Below are 1,236 nucleotides of genomic sequence, written 5' to 3'. Positions count from 1 at the left end.
CCTTCAGCACGCGGCCCCACGGGCTGCGCGACAGATGTTCCAAAGCGAGATAGGCGACCAGAGTCACCGCCGCGACCACGGCAAGGTTCGACAGGTTGAACAGCAGCGGCGTCTCGGCAAGGCTGCCGAAGGGGCGCGGGATGAAGCCGATGCCGAACGGGCCGCCGGTCAGTTTCTGCGCGTTGAGCGCGACCAGTTGCACGACGACGGCGACGCCGAAGGTGGTGATCGCCAGATAGTCGGACCTGAGCCGCAGCGTCGCCATGCCAGTTAACGCCGCGGCAATGCCGCCGACGACCATGGCGCCCGCCCAGCCGACAACGATCGGCAGGCCAAGGCCACCCAGCCGCGCGGCGTCGTCGGGAGTGGTCAGCAATGCCGAGGTGTAGGCGCCGATGGCGACGAAGCCGGCAAGGCCGACATTGAACAGGCCGGTCAGGCCCCACTGCAAATTGAGCCCCAGCGTGACCAGCGAAAAGATCAGCGCGGTGGTCAGGAAGAAGGCGCCGTAGCCGATCAGATCCATCAGCGTTCCCTCACACCAAACAGGCCGATCGGCCGCACGAACAGCACCGCCATCAGGATGATGAAGGAGACGGCGGCGCGCCATTCGGCGCCGATCAGCTGCACGGCACCGGCCTCGGCGAGCCCGATGATCAGGCCGCCGAGCACGGCGCCGGGGATGCTGCCGATGCCGCCGAGAATGGCGGCGGCAAACATCGGCAATAGCATGTCGAAGCCCATGAACGGGCGGATCTGCACCAGGATGCCGATCATCACGCCGGCCACGCAGGCCAGCGCCCCGCCGATGACCCAGGTGACGCGCACCACGCTGGCGACGTCGATGCCGACGATGCGGGCCAGTGCCGCGTTCTGGCTCAGGGCCTGCATCGAGCGGCCGGTCTGCGTGCGCGTCATCAACAGATGCACGGCGAGCACCAGCACCGCGGTCAGCAGCAAAAGCGCGATCTGGTCTGATGTGATGCGGATGCCGAAGCCGACCGGCATGGCGATCTGGATCGCCCGGCTGAAATAGGTCGGCCGCGAGGTGAAGGTGAATTCGAGCAGGCTTCTCAGCGCCATCGAGGCACCGAAGCTCGCCATCACCACGATGATCGCCTGGCCTTGCGAGCGCAGCCGCGAAAACAGCACCTTGTCGAGCAGCAGCGCCAGCAAAGCGGTGAACGCCATGCCGACGACCAGCGCGACAATCAGCGGCCAGCCGAAGGACAGCGG

The 1,236-nt window shown here is 66.7% G+C and carries 2 protein-coding genes; both read right to left on the bottom strand.

Annotated features, from left to right (window positions below; all coding sequences use genetic code 11):
• The coding region (locus EN991_RS36825; RefSeq protein ID WP_164769691.1) for a branched-chain amino acid ABC transporter permease at window positions 1-529 on the bottom strand (529 nt) is incomplete at its 3' end.
• On the bottom strand, window positions 526-1,236 hold a 711-nt coding region (locus tag EN991_RS36820), incomplete at its 5' end, for a branched-chain amino acid ABC transporter permease (protein ID WP_164769690.1). The genes EN991_RS36825 and EN991_RS36820, both read right to left, overlap by 4 nt.

Source organism: Mesorhizobium sp. M7A.F.Ca.US.005.03.2.1 (assembly GCF_003997795.1).
Classification (GTDB): domain Bacteria; phylum Pseudomonadota; class Alphaproteobacteria; order Rhizobiales; family Rhizobiaceae; genus Mesorhizobium; species Mesorhizobium ciceri.
Note: the sequence above shows the minus strand (reverse complement) of the source record. Positions and strands in the feature narration are given on the sequence as shown.